Annotated in this window: 19 protein-coding genes; 11 read left to right on the forward strand and 8 right to left on the reverse strand. The window is 68.0% G+C overall.

Features of this window, described 5'->3' with window-relative positions; all coding sequences use genetic code 11:
* Positions 1-6: 6 nt before the first annotated feature.
* A complete protein-coding gene (gene recG / locus ACIQ1T_RS06180; RefSeq protein ID WP_395943647.1) occupies positions 7-2,094 on the reverse strand; it encodes an ATP-dependent DNA helicase RecG in 2,088 nt (695 codons plus the stop codon).
* Positions 2,095-2,284: 190 nt separating this feature from the next.
* Between recG and ACIQ1T_RS06185 the strand changes: the two genes are divergently transcribed.
* Together ACIQ1T_RS06185 and mfd are read left to right on the forward strand one after the other, a co-directional pair.
* Positions 2,285-2,578, forward strand: coding sequence for a succinate dehydrogenase assembly factor 2 (locus ACIQ1T_RS06185; RefSeq protein ID WP_395943648.1), 294 nt, complete (start codon positions 2,285-2,287; stop codon positions 2,576-2,578).
* Positions 2,578-6,024 carry a transcription-repair coupling factor gene (mfd, locus tag ACIQ1T_RS06190; protein WP_395943649.1) on the forward strand — a complete coding sequence of 1,149 codons (3,447 nt, stop codon included), beginning with the start codon at positions 2,578-2,580 and terminating at the stop codon, positions 6,022-6,024. Before ACIQ1T_RS06185 ends, mfd begins: the two co-directional genes overlap by 1 nt.
* A 62-nt stretch (positions 6,025-6,086) precedes the next feature.
* Here mfd and ACIQ1T_RS06195 read toward each other — a convergent pair whose 3' ends face one another.
* Positions 6,087-7,394, reverse strand: coding sequence for a diguanylate cyclase domain-containing protein (locus ACIQ1T_RS06195; protein ID WP_395943650.1), 1,308 nt, complete (start codon positions 7,392-7,394; stop codon positions 6,087-6,089).
* 290 nt (positions 7,395-7,684) lie between these two features.
* On the opposite strand from ACIQ1T_RS06195, the gene ACIQ1T_RS06200 reads away from it, so the two are divergent.
* A complete protein-coding gene (locus tag ACIQ1T_RS06200; RefSeq protein ID WP_395943804.1) occupies positions 7,685-8,542 on the forward strand; it encodes a YihY/virulence factor BrkB family protein in 858 nt (285 codons plus the stop codon).
* Here the strand turns inward: ACIQ1T_RS06200 and ACIQ1T_RS06205 are convergent.
* On the reverse strand, positions 8,539-8,766 hold the full coding sequence (locus tag ACIQ1T_RS06205) for a sulfurtransferase TusA family protein (protein ID WP_395943651.1): 228 nt from the start codon (positions 8,764-8,766) through the stop codon (positions 8,539-8,541). The two genes, ACIQ1T_RS06200 and ACIQ1T_RS06205, sit on opposite strands and share 4 nt — an antisense overlap.
* Entirely contained in the window at positions 8,763-9,254 is a 492-nt protein-coding gene (locus tag ACIQ1T_RS06210; RefSeq protein ID WP_395943652.1) for a CinA family protein, read from the reverse strand. The genes ACIQ1T_RS06205 and ACIQ1T_RS06210 overlap by 4 nt, the downstream gene beginning before the upstream one ends.
* Before the next feature lie 40 nt (positions 9,255-9,294).
* Between ACIQ1T_RS06210 and ACIQ1T_RS06215 the strand changes: the two genes are divergently transcribed.
* The gene (locus ACIQ1T_RS06215) at positions 9,295-11,583 is read left to right on the forward strand and encodes a spermidine synthase (RefSeq protein WP_395943653.1); all 2,289 of its coding nucleotides are present in this window, start codon (positions 9,295-9,297) and stop codon (positions 11,581-11,583) included.
* 115 nt (positions 11,584-11,698) lie between these two features.
* Here ACIQ1T_RS06215 and ACIQ1T_RS06220 read toward each other — a convergent pair whose 3' ends face one another.
* Complete coding sequence (locus ACIQ1T_RS06220) at positions 11,699-12,853, reverse strand: bifunctional 2-C-methyl-D-erythritol 4-phosphate cytidylyltransferase/2-C-methyl-D-erythritol 2,4-cyclodiphosphate synthase (protein WP_395943654.1); 1,155 nt, start codon at positions 12,851-12,853, stop codon at positions 11,699-11,701.
* A 105-nt stretch (positions 12,854-12,958) separates the two neighbouring features.
* Between ACIQ1T_RS06220 and dusB the strand changes: the two genes are divergently transcribed.
* From dusB to ACIQ1T_RS06255, 7 genes are all read left to right on the forward strand, one after another.
* Positions 12,959-14,014, forward strand: coding sequence for a tRNA dihydrouridine synthase DusB (gene dusB / locus ACIQ1T_RS06225; protein ID WP_395943655.1), 1,056 nt, complete (start codon positions 12,959-12,961; stop codon positions 14,012-14,014).
* Positions 14,011-16,278: an ATP-binding protein gene (locus ACIQ1T_RS06230; RefSeq protein ID WP_395943656.1), complete on the forward strand. Its 2,268-nt coding sequence runs from the start codon at positions 14,011-14,013 to the stop codon at positions 16,276-16,278. The genes dusB and ACIQ1T_RS06230 overlap by 4 nt, the downstream gene beginning before the upstream one ends.
* Before the next feature lie 10 nt (positions 16,279-16,288).
* The gene (locus tag ACIQ1T_RS06235; RefSeq protein WP_395943657.1) at positions 16,289-17,695 is read left to right on the forward strand and encodes a sigma-54-dependent transcriptional regulator; all 1,407 of its coding nucleotides are present in this window, start codon (positions 16,289-16,291) and stop codon (positions 17,693-17,695) included.
* Positions 17,695-18,555: a D-amino-acid transaminase gene (locus ACIQ1T_RS06240; RefSeq protein ID WP_395943658.1), complete on the forward strand. Its 861-nt coding sequence runs from the start codon at positions 17,695-17,697 to the stop codon at positions 18,553-18,555. Before ACIQ1T_RS06235 ends, ACIQ1T_RS06240 begins: the two co-directional genes overlap by 1 nt.
* A 103-nt stretch (positions 18,556-18,658) precedes the next feature.
* The gene (hfq, locus tag ACIQ1T_RS06245; protein ID WP_003164861.1) at positions 18,659-18,904 is read left to right on the forward strand and encodes an RNA chaperone Hfq; all 246 of its coding nucleotides are present in this window, start codon (positions 18,659-18,661) and stop codon (positions 18,902-18,904) included.
* Entirely contained in the window at positions 18,905-20,218 is a 1,314-nt protein-coding gene (hflX, locus tag ACIQ1T_RS06250; RefSeq protein WP_395943659.1) for a GTPase HflX, read from the forward strand.
* 3 nt (positions 20,219-20,221) lie between these two features.
* On the forward strand, positions 20,222-21,859 hold the full coding sequence (locus ACIQ1T_RS06255) for a Na+/H+ antiporter (protein WP_395943660.1): 1,638 nt from the start codon (positions 20,222-20,224) through the stop codon (positions 21,857-21,859).
* Between the two features lie 6 nt (positions 21,860-21,865).
* On the opposite strand, the gene ACIQ1T_RS06260 is transcribed toward ACIQ1T_RS06255, so the two are convergent.
* From ACIQ1T_RS06260 to ACIQ1T_RS06270, 3 genes are read right to left on the reverse strand one after another with little or no spacing between them, the layout of a single operon-like run.
* On the reverse strand, positions 21,866-22,522 hold the full coding sequence (locus ACIQ1T_RS06260; protein WP_395943661.1) for an HAD family hydrolase: 657 nt from the start codon (positions 22,520-22,522) through the stop codon (positions 21,866-21,868).
* Between the two features lie 8 nt (positions 22,523-22,530).
* Complete coding sequence (mazG, locus tag ACIQ1T_RS06265) at positions 22,531-23,325, reverse strand: nucleoside triphosphate pyrophosphohydrolase (protein ID WP_395943662.1); 795 nt, start codon at positions 23,323-23,325, stop codon at positions 22,531-22,533.
* Complete coding sequence (locus ACIQ1T_RS06270; RefSeq protein WP_395943663.1) at positions 23,322-24,689, reverse strand: MFS transporter; 1,368 nt, start codon at positions 24,687-24,689, stop codon at positions 23,322-23,324. Before ACIQ1T_RS06270 ends, mazG begins: the two co-directional genes overlap by 4 nt.
* Positions 24,690-24,699 lie beyond the last annotated feature (10 nt).

A 24,699-nucleotide genomic window follows, 5' to 3' on the forward strand; every position in this document is an offset into this window, starting at 1 on the left:
TTCGCCTCAGTCCGACCCGGACCTGTGGCCCTTCCAGTCGAACAGCTCTTCCAGCACCTGGATCGCCTGACCGCGTTCGGAGGTCAGATCGGGATCGCGGCCGAGCACCAGCCGTGCGTCGTCGGCGGCGGCCAGCATCAGGGTGCGGTGCTTTATCGGGTCGGCGAAGCGGTAGGCGGGGAAGCCGCTCTGTTTCAGGCCCAGGGGGTCGCCGCCGCCGCGCAGGCGGAAGTCCTCCTCGGCGATTTCGAACCCGTCCTCGGTGCGGCGCAGGGTCTCCAGCCTTTCCTTGGCCGTCTCTCCAAGTGCGCCGTCCTGACCGCCGTACAGCAGGATGCAGGAACTGGCCTTGGAGCCGCGGCCGACGCGGCCGCGTAGCTGGTGGAGTTGGGCCAGGCCGAACCGGTCGGCGTGTTCGATGACCATGATCGAGGCGTTGGGCACGTCGACCCCGACCTCGACGACCGTGGTGGCGACCAGGACCGGGATGCGGCCGTCGGCGAAGTCGGCCATGACGGCTTCGCGCTCGGCGCCGGGCATCTGGCCGTGGGCCAGGCCGACCTCGACGCCCAGCAGGCGGCGCAGGTCGTCGGCGCGATCGACGGCGGCGGCCAAGTCGATGGCCTCGGATTCCTCGACCAGAGGGCAGATCCAGTAGGCCTGGGCGCCGCTTTCGACGGCGGTCTTCAGCCGGGCGGCGACTTCACCAATCCGGACCAGGGGAACGACAGCGGTCGTGACGGGCGTGCGGCCGGGCGGTTTCTCGGTCAGGCGGCTGACCTCCAGCTCGCCGTACTGGGTCAGTTCCAGGGTGCGGGGGATGGGGGTGGCCGACATGGTCAGCAGATGGACGGCGCCGAGACGCGGCTCGCCCTTGGCCTGGAGCCGCTGGCGCTCGTTGACGCCGAACCGGTGCTGTTCGTCGATGACGGCCAGGGCCAGGCGGTCGAATCGGACGGCGTCCTGGAACAGGGCGTGGGTGCCGATGGCGACCTGGGCCTGACCGGACGCCAGGTCGGCCAGTTTCTCGCGGCGCTGGCCGTTGGTGTCGCGGCCGGTCAGCAGGACGGCGGTGATCCCTGCCTTTTCCAGCAGGGGGCCGAGCTTCTCGTAATGCTGGCGGGCCAGGATCTCGGTTGGGGCCATCAGGGCGGACTGGAAACCGCTGGAGGCGGCGTCGGCCAGGGCCAGGGCCGCGACGGCCGTCTTGCCGGAGCCCACGTCGCCCTGCAGCAGTCGTCCCATCTGTTTGCCGCTGGCCAGGTCGCGGCGGATCTCGGCGACGGCCTGGGCCTGGGCGTTGGTCAGCTGGAAGGGCAGGGCCTGGAGCAAATCATCCGCGGCGGGGCCGGGGCGGATGACCGGCGAAGGCTTGATCTCACGGGCGCGGCGGCGGCGGGCCAGGGCCAACTGGTGGGCCAGGAATTCGTCATAGGCCAGGCGCTGGCGGACGGGCGCGTCTGGCGCCAGATCGGCCTCGCCCGCCGGGGCGTGCAGGGCGTCGAGGGCGGCGCGCCAGGACAGCCAGTCCTGTTTCTTCAGCCAGGCGGGATCCTGCCATTCGGCCAGGTCGGGAGCGGCGGGCAGGGCGGCCTGGACCAGTTTGCGGATTTGGCGCGAGGTCAGGCCTTGCGTCGCCGGATAGACGGGCTCGGAGGCGGGGATGTCGGCCGCCTTGTCCACCGTGACGATGTCGGGGTGGACGATCTGGACCTCGCCGTTGAAGCGTTCGACCTTGCCTGAGACGAGCCGGGTCTCGCCGCGCGGCAGCAGCCGGTCGATATGCTGGGGCGAACCGCCGAACCAGACCAGGTGGACGAAGCCGGTCGGGTCGCTGGCGCGGACCTTCAGCGGCGCGCCGGGGCGGCTGGGCGCAAAGAGGCGGTCGATGGTCACCTCGAAAATCCCGACTTCGCCATCGACCGCGGTCGCGGCCTCCATCGGGCGGCGCACGACGACGCCGGAGGGGCCGAGAAAGACCAGATCGCGCACCAGAGGCCCCGCCACCTTGTGCACCAGGGGCAGGACGCGGGGGCCCACGCCCTTCAGGGTCGAGACCTCGGCGAACAGGGGAAAGAGAATCTGCGGACGCATCGCCGGAGAACATAGCGTGACCATGACGGGTGGCGAAATGGGCTCAGGAACGCTATCTGCGCTTCTTCCATTTGAGGAGGCTAACGCTCGCCACGCTGTGGCTCGCTGCTTGAGCGTCCTCCAACTTTACCGGGCAAGGATTCTTGTGGCCGAAATTGACGCGCGTCCCCAAAGCGAAAGTGGCGGCGAAATGACCCCCGAACGTAAGCAGCGGCTGGGCCGCATCCAGTTTCGCTCGTGGCGGCGGGGCTTCCGCGAGGCCGACATGGTGCTGGGGCCGTTCTCGGACCAGATCGTGCCGACGATGACCGACGCCGAGTGGGACGAGTACGAGCGGCTGATCGACGAGGAGGACCAGTGGCTCTACGGCTGGATCATCGAGCGCGATCCGACGCCGCCCGAGTTCGAGACGCCCGTGATGGCCAGGCTGAGGGCCTTCATGCGTGAGCATGTGGCCGCCGAGGTCAGCAAGGGCATCGGCTGATGGACGCGCGGGTGCAGAGGACGGACGCCGATCTGGGCGGGGCGCCGGAAGGGCTGGACGCCCTGATCGTGGCCGAACGGTTGAAGGCGTCGGGCGGGGTCGGCCTGTTCGTCGCGCGCGATTATCAGCGGTCGGGCGGCTTCGTTCAGGCTTTCCAGTTCTTCTCGCAAGATATTGAGGTGCTGGACTATCCGGCCTGGGACTGCCTGCCCTACGACCGGTTGAGCCCGACGGCGGGCATCGCCGCCCAGCGGATGGCGACCCTGACGCGGCTGGCCCTGCGCAAGCCGGGGGACGCGCCCCTGCTGGTGGTGACGACGGTCTCGGCGGCCATGCAGCGCACGCCGCCGAAGTCGGTGACGACCCAGGCGGGGTTCGAGACCAAGGTCGGCAGCGATCTCGATATCCAGGCGCTCGAGCGGTATTTCGCCGCCAACGGCTATGTCCGGGCCTCGACCGTGTCGGAGCGGGGCGAGTTCGCGGTGCGCGGCGGTGTGGTGGACGTCTATCCGCCGGGCTTCGCCGAGCCGGTGCGGCTGGACATGTTCGGCTCAGAGCTGGAATCGATCCGCACCTTCGATCCCGAGACCCAGAGGTCGACGGGACAGATGAAGTCCGTGTCGCTGGCGCCCGTGTCCGAGGCCCTGCTGGATGCGGCGGCCATATCGCGCTTCCGCACCGGCTATCTGAACCTGTTCGGGGCGCCGGGCGACGATCCCCTGTATGCGACGATCAGCGAGGGCGCGCGGCGTCAGGGCATGGAGCAGTGGCTGCCGCTGTTCTACGAGGGTCTGGACAGCCTGTTCGACTATCTGCCGGACGAGGCGCAGATCTTCCTCGACAACCAAGTCGAGACGGCGCGGGGCGAGCGGTGGGACCTGATCGCCGATGCCTATGAGGCGCGGGCCGAGGCGGCCAAGACCAAGGGCGGGGCCAGCGCCAATCGCGCCCTGCCGCCGCGACAACTGTATCTGGACGCAGGCGACTGGAACCAGGCCCTGGCCGGGCGGGCCGTGCGGCGGTTCACGCCCTTCTCCGGAGGCGGCGAGGATGCGGGCGGCCGGCTGGGCCGAACCTTCGCGGCCGAGCGGTCGCAGGACAGCGTCAATCTGTTCGAGGCGGTGGCGGCCCATGCCCAGGCGCTGAAGGACGACGGCAAGCGGGTGCTGTTCGCCTCGTGGACCGAGGGCTCGTCCGAGCGGTTGGCGACCATGCTGGCCGATCACGGGCTGGACCATATCGTCGCCGTGCGCGACTGGGCCGACGTGCAGACGGCGCCCAAGGACCTGTATCTCCGCGGCGTCCTGCCGGTTGAGCATGGTTTCGCGACGGACGAGGTCGCAGTCATTTCCGAGACCGATATCCTGGGCGACCGGCTGGCGCGGCCGAGGAAGAAGCGGCGCGCGTCGAACTTCCTGGCCGAGGCCTCGGCCCTGACCACCGGAGATCTGGTGGTCCACCTGGATCACGGCATCGGCCGCTACGAGGGGCTGAAGACGCTGGACATCCAGTCGGCGCCCCACGACTGCCTGGAACTGTTCTACGCCGGTGAGAGCAAACTCTATCTGCCGGTTGAGAATATTGATCTTCTGACCCGTTACGGCTCGGACTCCGAAGGGGTTCAACTGGACAAGCTGGGCGGCGCGGGCTGGCAGGCGCGCAAGGCCAAGGCCAAGGAGCGGCTGCGCGCCATGGCCGAGGGGCTGATCGCCCTGGCCGCCAAACGGGCGCTGCGCGAGACGGATGCGGTGACGCCGCCGCCGGGCCTGTTCGCCGAGTTCTGCGCGCGCTTCCCCTACGAGGAGACGGACGACCAGTTGAACGCCATCGGCGACGTGCTGGAGGATCTGGGCAAGGGCACGCCGATGGATCGTCTGATCTGCGGCGATGTCGGCTTCGGCAAGACCGAGGTGGCGCTGCGGGCCGCCTTCGTCGTGGCCATGACGGGTCAGCAGGTGGCCATCGTCGCCCCGACGACCCTGTTGGCGCGGCAGCATTTCAAGACCTTCTCGGAACGGTTCGCCGGCTGGCCGGTCAAGGTGCGGCAGCTGTCGCGGATGGTGACGGGCAAGGAGGCGACGGAGACGCGCCAGGGGCTGAAGGACGGCTCGGTCGAGATCGTCGTCGGCACCCATGCGGTGCTGTCCGAACAGGTCGGCTTCCGCGACCTGGGCCTGGTCATCGTCGACGAGGAGCAGCATTTCGGCGTCAAGCACAAGGAGAAGCTGAAGACGCTGCGCGCCGACGTGCATCTGCTGACCCTGACCGCGACGCCGATCCCGCGCACCCTGCAGATGGCCCTGTCGGGCATTCGCGAGATGTCGATCATCGCCACCCCGCCGGTCGATCGTCTGGCGGTGCGGACCTATGTGACGCCGTGGGATCCGGTGCTGGTGCGCGAAGCCCTGCTGCGCGAGAAATATCGCGGCGGTCAGGCCTATTATGTCGCGCCGCGCCTGAAGGACCTGCCGGCCATCGAGAAATTCCTCCGCGAGCAGGTGCCCGAGGTGAAGTTCGTCGTCGGCCACGGCCAGATGAGCGCGACCCAGCTGGAGGAGGTGATGAGCGCCTTCTACGACGGGGAGTACGACGTGCTGGTCTCGACCACCATCGTCGAGAGCGGGCTGGATATTCCGACCGCCAACACCCTGGTCGTGCACCGCGCCGACATGTTCGGCCTGGCGCAACTGTATCAGATCCGGGGCCGGGTCGGCCGGTCCAAGGCGCGGGCCTTCGCCTATCTGACGACCGACGCGGTCAAGCCGATGACCCTGTCGGCCGAGCGGCGTCTGCAGGTGCTGCAGTCGCTGGACAATCTGGGCGCCGGCTTCCAGCTGGCCAGCCACGATCTGGATCAGCGCGGCGGCGGCAATCTGCTGGGCGACGAACAGTCGGGCCATATCCGCGAGGTGGGCGTCGAACTGTACCAGCAGATGCTGGAGGATGCGGTGGCGGAACTGCGCGAGAAGGGCGAGGGCCTGGCTGTGGATCGCGGCTGGTCGCCGTCGATCAATGTGGGCGCTTCCGTTTTGATTCCAGAGGAATACGTCCCGGACCTGAACGTCCGCCTCAGCCTGTATCGCCGCCTGTCGGACGCGGAACAGGCCGAGGATCGCGAAGCCCTGGCCGCCGAACTGATCGACCGGTTCGGCCCTCTGCCGGACGAGGCGCGGCAACTGCTGAAGATCGTCGGCATCAAGGCCAACTGTCGCAAGGCCTGTATCGAGAAAATCGATATCGGGCCGCGCGGCGCCGTGCTGACCTTGCGCGACAACAGCTTCCCAAATCCGGTCGGGCTTGTGGGCCTGATCCAGAAGAACCACGCCTTCTGGAAAATCCGACCGGATCAGAAGATCGTCGTCAGCGGCGACTGGCCGACGGCGGAGGAGCGGCTGAAGGTGGCGGAGAGGATCACCGCCGACCTGGCGCGGGTGGCGGGGGCGTAACGGCCTTCGCTCCCCCTTTCTCCGTCATCCCCGGCGCAGGCCGAGCAGGGCGGAGAGGTCGATCAACGGGTCTTTTCGAACAGATCGGCCGAGGCGCGTTCCAGCAGGGCGCCGGCCGACTCGCCCGGCCGCATTTCGGCGGCGCCGACGTCGAATTCTGCGACGAAGGGCGAGCGGTCGGGACCGGCGTCGAAGGCGGTGCAGCCGATAACGGCGGCGATGCGTTCGGCCGCAAGGCGCCCGGCCTCGCCCTGGGTCGCCGGCAGGGCAAGGGCGAAGACTTCCTTGGCCAGGCGGGCGGGAGTGTCTTCGACCCGGACGAGGCGCGAGACCATGGCCCCGATCTGGGGCATGGCGCGATCCAGCCAGCCGCCCTGGCGCGCCCAAGCCACGGCCTCGTTCTCACGCACACGCAGCACACAGACCGACAGAGGCCGTTTGCGCGCGCGCGAGGCGTCGGCGACGCGGGCCAGATGGGCGGCGAAGAGTTCGGGTGTGAATAGGCCCGTCGCCGGGTCCATCAGTTCGAGACTACGGACTGAATCCAGGGCCTTGCGAATGGTCAGATGACGGCGGTGCGATCCGGCCAGGGCCAGCAGGCGTTCGGCCGTCTCGTCTTCCGGCGTGTCGAGCGACGCCACGTCGGCGAAGCCCCGGTTGAACAGTTCGCTGAGACCGATCTCGGTTCGGCCGCGCGAATAGAGCATCAGAGGGATGTGATAGAGGCGGGTGTTCCGCTTCATGCCCGAGGCGATCGACAGAGCCGGAGCATGGTCTTCCGCCCCCCACAGAACCGCAGCGTCGAACGGGCTCTCGTGAAGATAGTCAAAGGCGGTGTAGGGCGTCGGCGCGGCGACGACCTCGACCCCTGCGGCCGTCAGGGCGTTGGACAGGGCCAGGAAGCGACGGTCGGCTACGCCGGCGGCGAGGACCCGCAAAGGGGTCGCATCGGAGTCGTGGGCGTCGAGGTCGATCCCGCGTGCGGCGAAGGTGGCGGCGCGCAGATGGAACTCTTCCTCTGCGATGGCGGCGCGGGTCAGTTGTTCCAGCCGCAGGGCGGCCTGGGCGGGATGGGGCGGGGCCGACATGGCCAGGTCCGCGCCCTCCACCGAATCGGGACGCGCCCCCACGATCATGATGGGCAGGCGGCGGGGCTCGGCGGCCGCGCGCAGCCGCACGGCGACGTCGCCGGCGAAGGAATCGATATCGACGACGGCGGCTTCCAGCGGAAAGTCCTGCAGCGTCGCCTCGGCCGAGGCGACGTCGCGCGCCGTGACTGTGGCCCAGCCCAGCGCGTCCAGACCGGCGGCGAGCGGCCCGATCCGGCCGTCGTCGGCCGCCAGGATCAATACACGCGCGTCGAAAGCCAAGCCGGTCGTCTCCTCGGGTCGTCGCCGCGCCCATAGCCCCCTGGAGGCGGCGCGACCATAGCCAGCCGCCCCTTAAGGAAGCAATGTCGCGGCCGGCGGGAACTGGGGAAAGACGGGTTCACGCGTATGAGACTTTCCCCGGCGAGGGAATCCGCTAGGTTCCGCCGCTTGTGTTAACGGTTGTGGGGACCGGCTTGAGTGATCACCTGACCCGATCGGTCCTGAAGGCGCCCGGATTCTGGGGACGCCTCGCGGTGCGAGCCTTCACGCGCAGCTGGGGCCGGGATGTGATGCTCTATACGGGCGGCGTCTCTTTCTTCGCCCTGCTGGCGGTGTTCCCGGCCATCGCCATCCTGATCGGCTTCTACAAGCTGGGTCTGTCGATCAGCGAGGTCAGCGCCCAGGCGGCCGCGCTGTCGGACCTGCTGCCCAGCGCCGCCGAGAGCATCTTCCAGGACGAGATCACCCGCCTGACCAACGCCTCGGCGCGGACGGTCTCGACACAGAGCGCCTTCGCCCTGTTCGTCGGCGCCTATGCCGCGCACCGAGGATTTAAGGCTTTGCTGGCCGGCCTTAACCTGATCCACGACGAGACAGAACCGCACGGCTTCTTCAAGTTCAATCTGCTGGCCTTCTTTGTGGCCGTCTTCGCCTTCGCCCTGTTCACCGTGGTGTCGGGCGCCGTGGTGACCGCGCGAATCCTGGCGCACACGGCGGCGGCGTCAGCGACGTCCGGGGACGGCGGCGCAATGCCTCTGGACGCCCTTCTGCCCGCGCTTGGCCTCGTTGTCGGGCTGACCATGCTGTACCGATACGCCATGAGCCACACCTCGCCGGTCGCCTGGTTGCCGGCGGTCACTGGCGGTCTGGTGGCGACCCTTATGTCGGTGATTTCGTCCTGGCTGTGCGCCATCTATGTGGAGCAGATCGCCCCGCTGGGGGCGACCTATGGCTCGGTCGGCGCCGTGGTGGTGCTGCTGATCTGGCTGTCGTGGAACGTCAACGCCATCTTCTACGGCGGCGCCTTCGCCACCGAGATGGAGATCGCGGCCAAGGCCTATAATGAGGACCGGGCCAGGGTCGTGGCCGCACCTGCCGATGTGGTCAATCTGTCGGAGCGTCGCGCCAGCCGGCGAACCCGCTCCTAGCTGATCTCGACGACGAAGCTGAGCACGCCGTCGGCCTCGTCCACTTCGACGATGCGCCCGGACTTCTGCTGCATCAGGAAGGGCACGTCGATCCGGGCCATGGGATCCGTGGCCAGAAGCCTGAAACGCGCGCCGGACGCGGCGTTCTCCATGGCCTTCATCAGTTTGAGGCTGGGCGTCGGGCAGCGGCGCCCGCGCGCATCGATGACGACTGGATCGCTCATGAGGCCAGCCGGTCGGCGATCAGGTCGAGGGCGACGCGCACGCTGGCCAGGCGGACGGCGTCGCGACCGATGTCTCCGAACCTTTCCTCGCGGTGGATCAGGCCGCCTGGCCCCTGGGCGGCGAAATGGACCAGGCCGACCGGCTTGTCGTCGGAGCCGCCGCCAGGGCCGGCGATGCCGGTGACCGCGACGGCGATCGCCGCACGCGATCGGGCGACGGCCCCTCGGGCCATGGCCTGGGCGGTGGCCTCGGATACTGCGCCATGGGCGATCAGCGTCGCCTCGGGTACGTCCAGCATCTGCTGCTTGGCCGCATTGCTGTAGGTGACGAAGCCCCGGTCGAGGGCCCCGGAGGAGCCGGGCACGGCGGTCAGGGCGCCGGCGATCAGGCCGCCGGTGCAGCTTTCGGCCGTGGCCAGCATGAGGCTGCGCGTTGTGGCGGTTGCGACGATCTGTTGCGCCAGGCGCTGGATGTCTTCGGGGAACATGATCTTTTCATAGGCCGCGAGTCCCGCTCTAACCAGAGCCATGACCGATGTCGCCGAACCCAAGATCGCCGTCCTTGAGCCGCGCGATCGCCTGACGCCGGTGCTGTTCGCCATCGCCATTTTCACCTCGGCCTGCCTGGTCTTCGTGGTCCAGCCGATGGTCACCAAGCTGGTCCTGCCGACCCTGGGCGGATCGCCGTCGGTGTGGAACGCCTCGATGGTCTTCTTCCAGACGGCGCTGCTGGGCGGATACGGTTACGCCCACCTGCTGCAGCGGATCGGCTCGATGCGGACACAGGTGGTGGTCCACCTTGGCCTTTTGCTGCTCGCAGCCCTGTTCCTGCCGTTGCGGATCAGCGGGGTGTTCGGCGATCCGGATCCGTCGTCGCCGGCGGTGTGGATGCTGGCGACCCTGACCCTGTCCATCGGCGCGCCCTTCGCCGTACTGTCGGCGACCGCGCCCCTGTTGCAGGCCTGGTATGCGCGGGTTCGGGCCGGACAAGCCGACGGGGCCAATCCCTATGTCCTGTATGCGGCCTCGAACCTGGGCAGTTTCCTGGCCTTGCTGGCCTATCCTGTGCTGATCGAGCCCTTGACCAGTCTGTCCGGCCAACGCTGGGGCTGGACCGGCGGTTACGGGCTGTTCGTGGTCATGGTGGTCGGTCTGGCGGTGATCGTGTGGAGACGGCGCGACGCGTCCTTGCCCGAGCCGGCCCGACTGGCGGCCAGTCCGCCCATCGCCTGGCGCGAGAAGGGGATGCTGATCCTTCTGGCGGCGGCGCCGTCCAGCCTGATGCTGGGGGTGACGGCCCACCTTTCGACCGACGTGGCCTCGGCCCCCTTCCTGTGGGTGATCCCGCTGGCCCTTTATCTGCTGACCTTCGTCATCGCCTTCCAGGACCGGCCGGTGCTGCCGTTGCCGCTGACCCTGATGATCCAGGCGGCCATGCTGGCGGCGCTGGCGGCGTTGGTGGCGTTCCGGACGACGGAATGGCTGTTGATCTTCGTCGTCAACCTGGCGGGCTTCTTCTTCACCGCCCTGATGTGTCATCAGCGAATGGCCGAGCGGCGGCCCGCGCCGGACCGGTTGACGGAATTCTATCTGCTGTTGTCGCTGGGCGGGGTGGTGGGCGGGGTCTTCAACGCCCTGATCGCACCGGTCGTGTTCAGCATGGTGTGGGAATATCCGCTGGTGCTGGTGGCCGTGGGCCTGCTGAGGCCGTGGAGCCGGCGCGAGGTTCGGCCGTGGGAGATCATCTGCTGCGTCGCGGGCGTGGTCATCGCCCTGATGGGGCCGCTGGGGCTGGCGATGGTGCGTTATGCGCCGGATGTCCGAGCGGCCGTGCCGGATCGGGATCTCGTGCGGGTCGCTCAGGCGGTGCTGGGACTGGCGTCGCTGGTCGGCTTCCTTCTGCGGGGACGGGCGGTGATGTTCACCCTGGTCATCGGCGCCATGGTCTGGTCCGGGTATCATGTGTCGCGCGGCTATGACTGGGATCTGACGGAGCGCAGCTTCTTCGGCGTGATGCGGGTGGCGACGACCCAGGATCCCGAGTTCGGTGGGCCGGTTCACGTCCTGATGCACGGCACCACACTGCACGGAGCCCAGGCCCAGTCGGCGCGGCAAAGATGCACGCCCACTCTCTATTACGCCACGTCCACGCCGCTGGGGCAGGCGACGCTGCAGACCCACGCCAACCATCCGACGGGGGCCGTGATCGGCGTGGTGGGACAGGGTTCGGGCGCCATGGCGGCGTACAAGAGGGCCCAGGACCGGATGAGCTTCTTCGAGATCGACCCCATGGTCGACCGGATGTCGCGTGATCCGCGCTGGTTCAGCTTCATCAATGGTTGCGCCGAGGGGCCGATCCGGACGGTGTTGGGCGACGCCCGCCTGACCATGGAGCGGGAGCCGGCAGGAACCTATGACCTGCTGATCATCGACGCCTTCTCCTCGGACGCCGTGCCGACCCACCTGCTGACGGTGGAGGCGATCGCCGGCTATCTGCGGCTGCTGAAGCCGGATGGGGTGGTGGTTCTGCACCTGTCGAACCGCAACCTTGAGATCACCCTGCCGTCGGAGGCGGCGGCCACCGCCCTGAAGGCGCCGGCGCTGCACCAGATCTTCATCGAGCGGGCCGACTATCCGGACATGGCCGAGGCCTCGACCGAGGCCCTGATCATCGGCAAGAGCGAGACGGCCATGGCGCCCTATCGCCAGGATGCGCGGTGGCGGAAACTGGACGAAACAGCGGTCCGTCCGTGGACGGACGACTATGTCAACCTGTTCGGCTCTCTGGTCCGGCAGATGCAGTATGCGGCGAGATGAGACCCGGGCGTAGTCATCGGGTTCGGCTCGGATTGGATTCGGAAAAACCGAGTCCAATGCATGCAATCGATCGAATTCCTTCGGCCTGATTTGGACTTCTGGAGTCCAATGGATTTCACGCGGACGCCGGAATCTCGACCGTGGCCACGGCCTGGGCGGCGAGACCTTCGCCGCGGCCGGTGAAGCCCAGCCCCTCGGTGGTGGTGGCCTTGACTGAGACGGCGTCGAGCGGAAGCGAGAGCAGGCCGGCGATCCGTTCGCGCATGGCCTGGCGGTGCGGCTTCATCTTGGGACGTTCACAGATCAGGGTGACGTCGACATTGACGACCCGGCCTCCGCGCGCCGCGACCAGTTCGGCGGCGTGGATCAGGAAGAGATCGGACGAGGCGCCCTTCCATTTCGAATCGGTCGGCGGGAAATGGTCGCCGATGTCCCCTTCGGCGATGGCGCCCAGCAGGGCGTCGGTCAGGGCGTGCAGGCCGGCGTCGGCGTCGGAATGGCCGATCAGGGTCTGGTCGTGCGGCACCTCGATTCCGCACAGCCAGACCGACCCGCCGGGCCCCCAGCGGTGGACGTCATAACCGGACCCGATGCGGGTCTGGTAGCGAACCGGTTGCGACAGCAGGGCCTCGGCCATGGCGAAATCCTCGGGATAGGTCAGTTTCATCAGCCGGGGATCGCCGGCGACCAGGGCGACGCGGCCGCCGTGGCGTTCGACCACCACGGCCTCGTCGGTGGGGGCGTCGGGGTCGGCCCAGGCGGCGTAGGCGGCCTCGATCGTCCGACGACGGAAGGCCTGGGGCGTCTGGGCGCGCCACAGGCCGTCGCGGTCGACCACGCCGGCCATGGCGCCGTTCTCGCCGCGTCTCAGACTGTCGGCGACGGGCAGGGCGGGCAGGGCGCCATCCGCAGCGTCCAAAGCGGCGACCAGCCGGTCGATGACGGCGCGGTCCAGCAGCGGCCGGGCGGCGTCATGGATCAGGACGGGCTGGTCAGGGCCGCAGGTCAGGGCGGCCAGGCCGGCGCGGACCGAATCGGCGCGGGTCTCGCCGCCGGCGACGGCGCGCCAGCCGGTTAGGCCGGCCAGAGCCTGGGCCGCGCGGGCCTCGGCGCCGGGGGCGACCACGACGACGACCTCGTCGACGCCGGCGCCCAGCAGGGCCTCGGCGGACCAGCGCAGAACGGGCTTGCCGTCCAGGGCGCGCCATTGTTTTTCGCCGCCGGCGCGCGACCCGGAACCGGCCGCGACGATGATGCCCGAGAAAGTCATGGCGGCCTTGATAGATTGCGCCGCGACGGGACGAAACCGACATTTGACGGTCGGGTCGCGCCGTCACGCTTGACGAAGGGGGATGGAATGCTGCGAAAGGCGCAGATGGCCAAGACCCTACAGATCGGCGACGTGACCGTGCCCGGCCAGGTGCTGATGGCGCCCATGACCGGCGTCACCGACCTGCCGTTCCGGCTGCTCGCCTCGCGGCTGGGCGCCGCCTATGTCGCGACCGAGATGGTGGCGGCCAAGGAACTGGCGCGCGAACGGCCCGACGTGGTGCGGCGCGCGGCGGTCGGTGCGGGCCTGCCCCTGACCGTCATCCAACTGGTCGGGCGCGATCCGGAGCAGATGGGCGAGGGCGCGCGAATGGCCGAAAAGGCCGGGGCCGACATCGTCGACCTGAATTTCGGCTGTCCGGCCAAGGAGGTCACGGGTTCGGCCGCCGGATCGGCCCTTATGCGGACGCCGGACCTGGCCTGCCGGATCATGGAGGCGGCGGTGAAGGCCACCTCACGGCCGGTGACGGTCAAGATGCGGCTGGGCTGGGACGACGACAGTCGCAACGCTGCAGACCTGGCGAAACGAGCCGAGGACATCGGAGTTCGGGCGGTCACGGTGCACGGCCGCACCCGCAAACAGTTCTACACCGGCCAGGCGGACTGGGATGCGGTCGGGGCGGTCAAGGCGGCGGTCGGGATCCCTGTCATCGTCAACGGCGACATTATCACGGCGGACGCGGCGCGAGAGGCCCTGGCGCGCTCCGGCGCCGACGGACTTATGCTGGGGCGCGGGGTCTATGGACGGCCTTGGCTGGCGGCACATCTGGAACGGGCCCTGATCGACGGGGTGGCGCTGGACGAGCCGGGTCCGGAAGAGCGCCTGGAGATCGTGGTCGAGCACCTGCGGGCCTCGGCCGACTTCTATGGCCTGCCGCTGGGGTTGAAGATGTTCCGCAAGCATCTGGGCTGGTACATCGAACAGGCGCCTTGGCCGGCCGATCCGCAACACCGGCGCGAGGCCAAGGCAAGAATTTGCCGGCTCGATGAACCGGAGGCCGTGGAGGTGGCCATGCGGGAGCTCTGGCGGGGGAATTTGCCACAGATGAGCAAGTCGGCTGTTGAAACCGCGCCACAGTTGGTCGAAACTGCTGTGGCATGACGGATACGCCTTCAGCAATGACTCCCCGGGCCGACACCGCGTCGGACCATGAGTCGTTCTGGGGGCGGCTGGACGCCGAGCGCGCCCGGGCGGGGTTCGGCTTCGCCTATTTCATAGCGGTCGTGATCACGGCGGCGGCGGTCTGGCTGGTTGCGGTGGCGCCGGGCGCGACCTCGGGTGCGGCGCGTGGATCCAGCAGCCAACTGGTGCTGTTCGTCCTTCTGGCCAACCTGGCGCTGATCGCGGGCCTGGCCTTCATCGTCGGACGACGGGTCCTGACCCTGGCGCGCAGTACGGGCGAGGCAGGGTCGCGCCTTCACCTGCGATTCGTGGCCCTGTTTTCCATGGTGGCGGTGATTCCGGCCGTGCTCATCGCCCTTGTGTTCGGCATGCTGGTGACGCGGGGCGTAGACCAGTGGTTCAGCCAGAACGTCCAGGCATCGGTGGAGAACGGCGCGGTGGTCGGCCGGGCCTATATCCAGGATGTTGCCGCGTCGGTGGATTCCGATCTCGTGACCATATCGGAGCAGTTGGGCAGCGCGCGGAGCCTGTTCGACGACCGCATCCAGTTCAATGACGCCTTGGCCCAGGTCGGAGAAATCTTCGGCTATCCGGCCGTCTATATCCTCGACGGGAATGGTCAGGTGCTGGCGCGCGCGGAACAGCCCAGCGCGCCGCCTTTCCTGGCGCCGCCGCGCACCTATCTGGAGGACGCGGCCCAGGGCGGCAAGCCGCCGACGGACGTGACCGAACATCCCGACACCGTGCGGTCGATCATCGCCCTGCCGGCCTATGGCGACGCCTATCTATATCTGGTCCGGCCGCTGCAGGACGGTCTGGTGGCGCGGATGAACGCCTCCAGCCAGTCGATTCAGGCCTATCGCGAGGCGCAGGAAAGCCGGGCGCGGATCCAGTCGGCCTTCATCCTCAGTTATCTGGAAACCGCCCTTCTGGTGCTGGTCGGAGCGGTTTGGCTGGGCATGTCGGCCGCCAGCAGCATCTCGGCCCCGATCGGGCGTCTGGTGAAGGCGGCGGATCAGGTGGCGGGCGGCGACTTTACGGCCCGGGTCGACAGCGACGGAGCGCCGGCGGAGATCGCGCTCCTGTCCGACGCCTTCAACCGGATGACCGACGACCTGCAGGCGCAGCAGACGGCTTTGAAGGACGCCAGCGACGAGGCGCAGGACCGAAGCCGGTTCATCGAGACCGTGCTGTCGGGCGTCAGCGCCGGGGTCATCGGCCTGGATCGACGGGGCCGGGTCTCGGCCATCAACGACAGCGCCCTGCAACTGCTGCATATCGACGAGGACGAGGTGCTGGGTCACGAACTGGCGGCCCTGTCACCCGAACTGAGCGACCTGGTCGGGCGGGTCGAGGCCCATATCGAGGAAGACATCGACGTCAGTCGGGGCGGCGAGACCCTGAGACTGCGGGTGCGGATCGAGGGCGGCCAGGGCGGCGAGATGGTCCTGACCTTCGACGACATCACACGGTTGGTTACGGCCCAGCGCAACGCCGCCTGGCGCGACGTGGCTCGCCGCATCGCCCACGAGATCAAGAACCCTCTGACGCCGATCCAGCTGTCGGCCGAACGGCTGAAGCGGAAATATCGGGACAAGGTGGACGAGGTCGAGATCTTTGACCGTTGCACCGACACCATCATCCGTCAGGTCGGCGACATCGGCCGGATGGTGGATGAGTTTTCGTCCTTCGCCCGGATGCCGGCGCCGCGCTTCGCCTCGGCCAATCCCGCGGAGATGTTGCGCGAGGCCGTGTTCGCCCAACGGGTGGCGGCGCCAGACATCGTCGTCGGCATGGACGAGCCTCTGCCGAAGACCATGCTGCAGTGCGACGCCCGGATGGTCGGACAGGCGCTGATCAACATCCTGAAGAACGCCGGCGAATCCGTCGCCGCGCGTCGCCTGGCGGCCGGAGATGACGCAGCGTCCGAGGACACCGGCATCATCGCCTCGTTAATCGTCGAGAACGGCACGGCGATCTTCGCGGTCGAGGACGACGGGATCGGCCTGCCCGCCAAGGACCGCGATCGCCTGACCGAACCCTATGTCACCACGCGCGAGAAGGGCACGGGCCTGGGCCTGGCCATCGTCAAACGCATCTGTGAGGACCACGGCGGCGAGTTGAAGCTCGCGGACGCCGAAATCCTTCGTGGCGCGCGCGTGTGCCTGATCTTCCCCCTGAAACCCCACGGACAACCCGGCGACAAGATGGAGCGCAGGCTCCAGACCGTCGCCGCCGAATAAGCGAGGCAAGATGCGACCTACCGGTTCCGACATTCTGGTCGTCGACGACGAGGCGGACATCCGCGACCTGGTCTCGGGTCTGCTCGAGGACGAGGGCCATGCGGTTCGCACCGCCTCGAACTCGGACGAGGCCCTGGCGGCGATCCGCGCCCGCAAGCCCAGCCTGGCCATCCTGGACATCTGGATGCAGGGCGGTGGACTGGACGGTCTGGAACTGCTGGAGGTGGTCAAGGAGATCGATCCGGACCTGCCGGTCGTGATGATCTCGGGCCACGGCAATATCGAGACGGCGGTGACCGCGCTGAAACGCGGCGCCTACGACTTCATCGAGAAGCCGTTCAAGTCGGACCGGCTGGTGGTAGTGGTCGAGCGGGCCATCGAGGCCGCGACCCTGCGCCGCGAGAACCGTCGCCTGCGCGCCCAGACCATGACGCCGTCCGGTCTGATCGGCCGGTCGCAGGCGGCCCAGGCCCTGCGCGGCACCATCGGCAAGGTGGCCCAGGCCAACAGCCGGGTGCTGATCTCCGGGCCGGCCGGTTCGGGCAAGGAACTGGTCGCGCGCCAGATCCACGAGGGCAGCCCGCGCGCCAAGGCCGAGTTCGTGGCCATTTCGGCCGCAGGCATGACGCCCGAACGGCTGGATGTCGAATTGTTCGGCGAGGAAGGCCAGGACGGGCGGCCACGCAAGATCGGGGTGTTCGAGCGGGCTCACAACGGCACCCTCTATCTGGACGAAATCAGCGACATGCCGCGCGAAAGCCAGAGCCGCGTCCTGCGGGTTCTGGTCGATCAACGTTTCCGTCGTGTCGGCGGCGAACAGGATGTTCAGGTGGACGTCCGGGTGGTGACCTCGACTTCGCGCGATTTGAAGGCCGAGATCGCCGAGGGCCGGTTCCGCGAGGACCTGTTCCACCGTCTGAACGTGGTGCCGATCCGCGTGCCCGCCCTGTCGGAGCGGCGCGAGGATATCGCCGAACTGATCGAATATTTCGTGGACACCATCAGCAGCTCGCAAGGCCTGCCGCGACGGATCGTTGGCGACGATGCGGTGGCGGTGCTGCAGGTCCATCCCTGGCCGGGCAATATCCGCCAGCTGCGAAACAATATTGAGCGGCTGCTGATTCTGGCCACCGGCGATCCCAACGAGCCCATCACCGCCGACATGCTGCCGCAGGAGGTCGCGACCTCTAACGGCGGCTCGTCGACCCTGGGTGCGGAGCGCACCATCGCACTGCCGCTACGCGAAGCGCGCGAGGTGTTCGAACGGGAATATCTGGCCGCCCAGATCATGCGCTTCGGCGGCAATATCTCGCGCACCGCCGCCTTCATCGGCATGGAGCGGTCGGCCCTGCACAGGAAGCTCAAGTCGCTGGGCGTCTCGCCCGCCCGTGGCGGCGAAGAGGAAGAGGTCGCCTGATGTCCCGCGTCGCCTACGTCAACGGCACCTACAGCCCGCGTGACGAGGCCGTGGTCCACATCGAGGATCGCGGCTTCCAGTTCGCCGACGGCGTCTATGAGGTCTGGTCGGTGTTCGATGGCCGGCTGGCGGACTTCGACGGCCATATGCAACGGCTGCACCGCAGTCTGAACGAGCTGAAGATCGAGATTCCGATGACCGCCGCCGCCCTGGGCGTGGTCTTGCGCGAGACCGTCCGGCGCAACCGGGTGAGGGACGGCATCGTCTATCTGCAGGTCACGCGCGGCACGGCGCCGCGCGATCATGCCTTCCCCGCAGACGTGGCCCCCAGCGTCATCGTCACCGCCAAGCGGATCGACCTGTCCAAGGGCGACCGAACGGCCGTCAACGGAGCGGCCGGTGTGACCCAGCCGGATATTCGTTGGGGGCGTTGCGACATCAAGACCGTCGGCCTTCTGCCCAATGTACTGGCCAAACAGGCGGCGCGCGAAAGGGGCGCCTACGAATGTCTGATGTACGACGAGATGGGGCTGGTGACCGAGGGATCCTCGACCAACGCCTGGATCGTCGATGAGAACGGTAAACTGCGGACGCGGGATACGCAGGCCAACATCTTGCGCGGCGTCACCCGCGCGGCCATCCTGAAATTGGTCGAGGCAGAGGGCGTCGAACTGGACGAAAGAGCCTTCTCGGTTGAGGAGGCCAAGAAGGCGCGCGAGGTCTTCGTCACCGCCGCCAGTTCGTTTGTCATGCCTCTGGTGTCGCTGGACGGGGTGAAGATCGGCGACGGCAAGCCGGGCCCGATCGCGACCCGTCTGCGCGAGATCTATCTTGAACAAGCGCGTCGAGAGGCCATTTAGGGCGTTGCCGGAGCATGGAGGCGGCGGTTAAGGTCGACCTTGGCCGCATTCGGCCCAGCGCCGCTCCCCTGGCGCGAACAACCAAGAACAGGAAAAACCTGCCATGTCGCAAGACAAACGTCAGAACCTTCAGGACACCTTCCTCAATTCGGTCCGCAAGACCAAGACGCCGCTGACCATCTTCCTGGTGAACGGGGTCAAGCTGCAGGGCATCGTGACCTGGTTCGACAACTTCTGTGTGCTGTTGCGCCGCGATGGCCAGTCCCAGCTGGTGTACAAGCACGCCATCTCCACCATCATGCCGTCCGCGCCCGTCCAACTGTACGAGCCCGACGCCGAAGAAGACTGATTGACCCAAAAGCTCATCGATCACGCCGCCCCGGTTCAGAGAGCGGTCGTCATCCACCCCGACGGACGGTCGGACTCGCCTCGTCTGGCCGAAGAACGGCTTGAGGAGGCGGTCGGCCTGTCGCGCGCGCTCGACCTCGACATCCGGGGCGAGGAGATCGTGCGCATCCGCAAGGTCGCGCCCGCCACCCTGTTCGGCGCGGGCAAGGTCGAGGAACTGGCCGCCCTGATGCGCGCGGCCGAGGCCGACGTGGCCATCATCGACGACGCCCTGACCCCGGTGCAGCAACGCAATCTGGAAAAGGCGTGGGAGGTGAAGGTCATCGACCGCACCGGCCTGATCCTGGAAATCTTCGGTCGCCGCGCCCGGACCAAGGAAGGTCGGCTGCAGGTCGAACTGGCGCGGCTGGACTACGAGCGGTCGCGCCTGGTGCGGACCTGGACCCACCTGGAACGCCAGAGGGGCGGCACCGGCTCGACCGGCGGTCCCGGCGAAACCCAGATCGAACTGGACCGGCGTCTGATCGCCGACCGGATCGTGCGGTTGAAGGCCGAGCTGGAAGAGGTGCGCCGCACGCGCGGCCTGCACCGCAAACAGCGCCAGAAGGTCCCGTTCCCGACGGTGGCTCTGGTCGGCTACACCAACGCCGGCAAGTCGACCCTGTTCAACCGGCTGACCGGCTCCGAGGTCTTCGCCAAGGATCTGCTGTTCGCCACCCTGGATACGACCCAGCGCACCATTCGTCTGCCTCAGGGACGGCCGGCCATCATCGCCGATACCGTGGGCTTCATATCCGACCTGCCACACGAACTGGTCGAGAGCTTCCGCGCGACCCTGGAAGAGGTGGGTGAGGCGGACCTGATCCTGCACGTCCGCGACATCGCCAGTCCCGATAGCGACGCCCAGGCGGGCGACGTCGAGGCGGTGCTGAAACAGATCGAGGTTCCCGAAGGCAAGACCCGTCGGGTGCTGGAGGTCTGGAACAAGATCGACCTGCTGGACGACGAGACGCGCGAGGCCGTTCTGGGCCAGGCCGAGCGCCAGCAGCGCGACGGTACGGCGGTCGCCGTCTCGGCCTGGACGGGCGAGGGGATCGATGGACTGCGCGAGACGATCGCCCGGCTGATCGACGACGATCCCGAGATGGCTGTGACGCTGGAGCCGCATCAGGGCGAGGCCCTGGCCTGGCTCTACGAACATGGTCGCGTGACCGCGCGGGAAACTGACGAGCTTGGCCGTACTCGCGTCATGGTGCGGCTGCATCCTGCCGCCCTCGGGCGATTCGAACGCCTTCACCCTGAGCTGGCCGGCTGACCCATGCATCTGATCGAGACCATACTGCTGCTTCTTCTGGCCGTGGTGGTCTCGGGGTCTGTCGCACGCATAACGCGCATAGCCCTGCCTCTGGTGCAGATCGCTCTGGGGGCGGCGATCGTTCTGATCACCGGGACGACGGTGGATCTGGAACCGGACATCTTCTTCCTGCTGTTCCTGCCGCCGCTGCTGTTCCTCGATGGATGGCGCATCCCGAAGGAAGATCTGTTCCGGGATCGGGCGGTGATCCTTGAGTTGGCGCTTGGACTGGTGCTGTTCACCGTCATCGGCCTGGGCTTCATGATCTGGTGGATGATTCCGGAGATGCCGCTGCCGGTGGCCTTCGCCCTGGCCGCCATCCTCTCGCCGACCGATCCCATCGCGGTTCAGGCCATCGCCTCGCGCGCGCCGATCCCCAAGCGGCTGATGCATATTCTCGAGGGCGAGTCGTTGCTGAACGACGCGACCGGCCTGACCTGCATGCGGATCGCCGTGATCGCGGCGACGACCGGCGCCTTCTCCATCGGCCATGCGGTCGGCACCTTCGCCTGGCTGGCGCTGATGGGAATCGTGGTCGGCATTCTGGTCACCCTGGCCATCAGTCACGCCAAGGGGTTCGTCAGCCGCCGCTGGGGCGAGGATGTCGGGGCCCAGATCCTGGTCAGCCTGCTGATCCCCTTCGCCGCCTATCTGGTGGCCGAAGAGGTTCACGCCTCGGGCATTCTGGCGGCGGTCGCCGCCGGCATCACCATGAGCTTCACGGAGCGCGGCGGCGGCAAGGGCCAGTCCCTGGCCATGACCCGTATCCGGCGCAGCGTGGTCTGGGACACGGTTCAGTTCGTCGCCAACGGCATCATCTTCGTCATCCTGGGCGAGCAGATGCCGTCGATCATGGCCCGCGCGGCCGAGGTGGTGGCGGGCACCAGCCGGCCCGAGGTCTGGTGGCTGGCCGTCTATGTCTTCGCCATCGTCGCAGCCCTGGCGACCCTACGGTTCGTGTGGGTGTGGACGTCTCTGAAACTGACCCTGTTCCGCCGTCGCCACCGAGGGCCGCCGCCCAAGGTGGGGCTGCGCCTGACCATGGTGATGTCGCTGGCCGGCGTTCGCGGGGCGATCACCCTGGCCGGTATCCTGACCCTGCCGTTCGTCCTGGGGGACGGGTCGCCGATGCCGTCGCGCAACCTGGCCATCTTCCTGGCGGCGGGGGTGATCATCGTGTCCCTGCTGCTGGCGACCTTCGCCCTGCCGCGTCTTCTGAAGAACGTCGAGCTGCCGCCCGAGCCGTCGCACGAGCGCGACGAGGACCGCGGCCGTGTCGCCGCCGCTTCCGCCGCCCTGCGCGCCATTGAGGACGCCTCCCACGCCATGGCCGAGGGCAAGCCCAACCCGGACCTCTATTCGGACGTCGCCAGTCGTCTGATGGAAATCTACCGCCACCGGATCGAGAGCCGCACCCGCACCGACGAGGACGATGTCGAGGCCGCTCGTCTCAGCGATCGGGTCGAACGTCAGTTGCGCCTCGCCGGCCTTGCCGCCGAACGTGAGGAACTGGGTCGGCTGGCGCGCGCGCGTCGTCTGGACGAGGAGACGGCCAAGAGGCTGATCCGTGAGGTGGACCTGCAGGAGTTGCGCTACTCCTGACCGGCGTTAGACGTCGATGAAGGCCGCCACCTGGCCATAGTCCTCCGCGACATGATGCGCGCCCTTGGCCCTCAACCGTTCGGCGTGGCCGTTGCGGATATGGCCGCCGGCCAGCAGGCCCACCACCGTCATGCCCGCTGCGACCCCGGCCGTGACGCCGGCCTCGGAGTCCTCGATCACCAGGGTGCGCGACGGATCGACCCCCATGGTCCGGGCGGCGTGCAGGAAGATGTCGGGGTGGGGCTTGCCGCGTTCGACGACCAGCCCGGTGAAGACGGAGCCGTCGAAATGGTCGGTCAGGCCGAACAGGTCCAGGCCGACGCCGATCCAGTCGGGGCCGCTCGACGAGGCGATGCAGCGGGCCTCGGAACGGGACTTGGCGAAGTCGATCATGCCCGGCACCGGCTTCAGCTGATGCGGCGCGCGGGCGCGGCATTCGGCGAACCAGGTAGTGTGGAAGTCGTCGGGGCAGGCCCGGCCCAGTTTGGCCTCGACCAAGGGGCGGTTGTCGCGCCAGCGCCGGCCCGTATACGCCGCCAGCACGTCGTCCAGGGTGGTCGGCAGGCCCAAGGCGTTCAGTTGCTCGGCCATGACGGTGCTGTTCAGCACCTCGCTGTCGGCCACGACCCCGTCGTAGTCGAAGATGATCAGATCGTAGTTCATGCGGCGGCTCAGTCTTTTGCGGCGGCCTTTTCGACGACCTTTGCGGCGTCCCAGAGGCGATCCATCTCGGCGAGGTCCGACTGGTCCGGCGTGCGACCGTCTTTCGCCAGTTCCGCCTCGATGAAGCCGAAGCGGCGCACGAACTTGGCGTTGGCGGCGCGCAGGGCGTCCTCGGGCTCGACGTCCAGCTTGCGGGCCAGGTTGGCGACGACGAACAGCAGGTCGCCCAGCTCCTCGCGCGCCTTGACCTTGTCGCCGGCGGCGATCTCGACGCGCAGTTCCTCGACTTCTTCGGCCAGCTTGTCGAACACCTCGTCGGTCGAGGGCCAGTCGAAGCCGACGCGGCCGGCGCGCTTGGTCAGTTTGGCGGCGCGGGTCAGGGCGGGCAGTCCGACGGGCACGTCGTCCAGAACGCCGGGCTTCTTTCGATCCTTGCGTTCGGCGGCCTTGATCGCCTCCCAGGCGACGGTCTGTTCCTTGGACGACCGCTGGGCTTCGTCGCCGAAGACGTGCGGGTGGCGACGTTCCAGCTTGTCGGCGATGGCCGTGACCACGTCGTCGAAGGCGAACAGCCCCTGTTCCTCGGCCATGCGGGCGTGGAAGACGACCTGGAACAGCAGGTCGCCCAGTTCGCCCTTCAGCTCGACTAGGTCGTTGCGCTCGATGGCGTCGGCGACCTCGTAGGCCTCCTCGATCGTATAGGGGGCGATGGTGGCGAAGGTCTGCTCCACGTCCCAGGGGCAGCCGCCGTCCGGATCGCGCAGGGTCCGCATGACGCCCAGCAAACGGTCGATGGGCCTCACGCCCTGGCTCCGGCGTCGCGGGCGTCCAGGGCCTGACGGATCTCGTTGTGGCGGGCTGCTGTCAGTGGGTAGTTCTTCAGTACGACGCCTGCCAGCACCAGCAGCACGCCGGGGATCAGGATGAAGAGGATCTGCAGCGTCAGCAGGGCCGTGCCGCTGTTGCCGTCCGGACCGGGCACGGCGCGGAAGCCGGCCTGGTCGAGGATGAAATAGGGGATCAGGGCGACGACATGGCCGATCTTGGTGGTGGCCGACAGGATCGACAGCATCAGGCCTGTACGGTCGACGCCGGTCTCGAACCGCTCCTGATCGCCGGCGTCGGCCATCATGGCGCGGGTCAGGAACAGGCCGGCGGCGTAGGGCAGGCCGGCAATGAACATGACCACGGCCGTCAGGGCGAAGTTGTCACCCGGAACGAGGGTGGCGCCGACATAGAGGACGGCAGAGACGATGCTGGCGATGGCCAGGCCCCGGTCCTTGCCGACACGGGTGGCGAACCAGGCCCAGAAGGGCGCGCCGCACAGGCCGGCGACGAAATAGAACAGCATGAACAGCCCGGCCTCGGTGTGGTCGTAGCCGCGGATCTGGCCGAAGAAGAAGAACAGCAGCGAGCCGGTAATGCCCGGCGCCACGCCCAGCAGCAGGTCCGACAGCAGCAATTTCTGCACCACCGGCTTTTTCAGCAGGGCCAGATAGGCGCCGAGGCTGCCGTGCGGCTGATCGCCGGTCGTGACCGGCTCGGGCACGGCGATCATGGCCAGGCCGATGGTGACGGGCAGGGCGACGACGATGGCCCAGCCCATGATCCGCACCCCGTCGGCGTAGTTTCCAATGCCCGTCTGAACCACCACGGTCGGCAGGACCAGGATCAGCACCACGCCGATGATGTTGAACACCTGCCACCAGCCATAGACCCGGCTGCGCTGGTCGTATTGAGGCGCGAGGACGGCGGCCCAGCCCAGCTGGCCCAGGGTGCCGATCGAGAAGCCGAGGTAGAGAAACAGCAGCCAGCCGAACAGATAGGCGGGCGGGGCGCCGGGCTGGACCACGACGAACATCATGAAGGCCGCCAGCATCAGCATCGGCGTCGAGATCGCCATCCACGGGCGGTAGCGGCCGAAGCGGGTCCTGGTCCGGTCCATGCCCCAGCCGATGAAGGGGTCGAAGACGATGTCGATCAGCCGCACCGCCATGAAGACGGCCGCGACGACGCCCAGCTCCAGTCCCACATGGGTGGCGTAGAATTCCGGCAGGGTGACGGGCAGGGCGACCCCGAAGGCCGCCAGCGGCAGGCAGGGGCCCGAGAAGGCGGCCAGTACGGCGTTGGAGCGGCGAGGCGCGGTCGTCGGCGCGGCGGTGGACATGCATCGGTCC

It is taken from the genome of Brevundimonas sp. (genome assembly GCF_044336875.1).
GTDB lineage: Bacteria > Pseudomonadota > Alphaproteobacteria > Caulobacterales > Caulobacteraceae > Brevundimonas.